The organism is Deinococcus rhizophilus (assembly GCF_030271215.1).
Classification (GTDB): domain Bacteria; phylum Deinococcota; class Deinococci; order Deinococcales; family Deinococcaceae; genus Deinococcus; species Deinococcus rhizophilus.
Map to the genome: position 1 here is coordinate 1 of NZ_JASNGB010000288.1, position 2,135 is coordinate 2,135.

The following is a 2,135-nucleotide window of genomic DNA, read 5'->3' on the forward strand; positions in this document are numbered from 1 at the left end:
CCTGACCCTGTCCCCCCGGAGCAATCCGGGGGGACGCGCTGTTGTACATGTTGTCCGTCGTTTCTACGGTCAGTTCGGCGTCTCAGTCCAGGCATGGTCCAGCAGGGAGCGCACGTCGCAGGCGCAGGGGTCTTCCAGGCCACGGACCTCCTGGGTCAGCAGGCGGATGGCGCGGCGCAGAGCCTGCCGGTCGAGGTCAGGCAGGCCGCGCTCGATATTCCAGCGCCGCAACTCGCAGGTCAGGGTGGCGAGTTCATAGGGGTCGCCGCCCGCCAGAATCTCGGTGACCCGGCGGTGCCGCGCCGCCCACTGCCGGGGCAGGTTGAGGGTCTGGCTATTTTGCAGATACCCCAGCAATGTGGGGAGTTCGGCTGTCGTCAGGGCCGCGCGGAGCCCGGTGCCCTGGGGCGCAGTAACGGGGACATACGCTTGACTCGCCGTGTTGGGAAACTCGATGCGGTAATAGGCCAGCAGCTCACCTGCGACCGGGCGCTGGCAGGTATCCCGCACGACTCCCAGGCCGTAAGGCGGGAGGACGACGCGGTCACCGGGTTGAAAGAACGCAGTTTTCAAGGCGAATCACCCCTGGGCGGAGAGAACGCGGCGCCCCCGGCCACCGCAGCAGACAAAAGCCCAGCGCGAGGCTGGGCGGTGGGGGCTCAGACTGAGCACAGGTGGCTGCCGGGCCGGGGCCCAGAGACAGTCACGCAGCGAAGCATGGCTCACAGTTTAGCAGAGGGGCGGGGCCTGCTCCGGCTGCAGGCGCAGGGTCCGGACCCCGGCGGTCAGGCCGTCGAAGGTCCACAGCCGCCCCCGCAGCGGCTCCCCCACTGCTCCCAGCACCTTGAGCGCCTCGAGGGCCATGACGTGCCCCACGATGGCAGGCACCGGGCCCAAGACACCTGCCTCCGCGCAGGAGGGGGCGTCGGCCGGGTCGGGAAAGACGTCGCGCAGCCCCAGGGAGGGGCCAAAGACGCTCAGGAGCCCCGAGGTGCCGCTCGCCGCCCCCCAGACCCATTCGCGCTCCAGCCGGGTGCAGGTGTCCGCGATCAGGTAGCGGGTTTCAAAGTTGTCGGTGGCGTCCACCACGAGGTCAGCCCTGCTGATCAGGGCCTCGGCGTTGGCCTCGTCCAGCGCGGGGGCCGTCTCCACGCTGACCCAGGGGTTGAGTGCCTGCACCCGCTCGGCGACAGCCTGCGCCTTCGGGCGGTCCAGATCAGCGCTGCTGAAGTGCGTTTGGCGGTGCAGGTTGCTGAGATCCACCGTGTCCCCGTCCGAGATCACCAGCTGCCCCACCCCCGACCCGGCGAGGTGCAGCGCCACCGGCCCTCCCAGGCCCCCCGCGCCGACGACCAGCACGCGGGCGGCCTTCAGGCGTTCCTGCGCTCCGGCGTCCAGCCATTCGGGCACGAGGAGGGGGCGCGAGTAGCGGCGCAGTTCCTCGCGGGTCAGGGGGTCGCTCGTCATGAGCCAAGTCTAGTGGGCTGAGTCTGATGGGCCGGGGGTGGTGGGCCGGGTCTGGAAGGCACAGTGGAGTGGGGACGGGTCCGGGGCGGCGGCACCGGGAGCGCTCCGAGCACTAGACTGCCCGCTGACATGGTGCTTCCCGTCCTCGTGCTGTCCTACCTCCTCGGTTCCCTAGTGGCCGGGGTGCTGTATTCGCGGGCGCGGGGAGAGGACATCCGGGAGCGCGACCTGCCGGGGGGCAGCGGCACCTTCCGGCAGTACGGCCCACGCGCGGCCCTGCTCGTCGGTGTGCTGGACGTTCTCAAGGGGGTCGCGGCGGGCCTGCTGGCGCGGGCGCTGCTGCCGGAGGCGACCTGGGTGGGCACCCTGGGCGTGGTGCTGGGACACTGCTACCCGGTCTTCTTCCGCTTGCGGGGTGGGGGCGGCATCGCGCCGCTGCTGGGGGCGCTGGCGGTGATGGCCCCCCTGACGCTGGGGGGGACGCTGCTCGCCGCGCTGGTCCTGATCCCGCTGTACCGGGCCACCCTGCAGTCCCGGGTGGAGCTGAACGCCGTGCCCGCGGTGACGGCGCTGGTCCTGCCGCTGGGCCTGTGGCTGTCGACCCGCACCGGGGGACTGGCCGACCTGCTCGCCGGGGGCGGCGTGATGGCGCTGCGGGCCGCGCACCT

3 protein-coding genes are annotated in these 2,135 nt (G+C 71.5%); 1 reads left to right on the forward strand and 2 read right to left on the reverse strand.

Features of this window, described 5'->3' with window-relative positions; translation table 11 throughout:
• Window positions 1–69: 69 nt before the first annotated feature.
• The gene (locus QOL99_RS16645; RefSeq protein ID WP_285525484.1) at window positions 70–573 is read right to left on the reverse strand and encodes a CarD family transcriptional regulator; all 504 of its coding nucleotides are present in this window, start codon (window positions 571–573) and stop codon (window positions 70–72) included.
• Window positions 574–729: 156 nt separating this feature from the next.
• The gene (locus tag QOL99_RS16650; RefSeq protein ID WP_285525487.1) at window positions 730–1,467 is read right to left on the reverse strand and encodes a HesA/MoeB/ThiF family protein; all 738 of its coding nucleotides are present in this window, start codon (window positions 1,465–1,467) and stop codon (window positions 730–732) included.
• 129 nt (window positions 1,468–1,596) lie between these two features.
• Here QOL99_RS16650 and QOL99_RS16655 point away from each other — a divergent pair.
• On the forward strand, window positions 1,597–2,135 hold a 539-nt coding region (locus tag QOL99_RS16655), incomplete at its 3' end, for a glycerol-3-phosphate acyltransferase (RefSeq protein ID WP_285525489.1).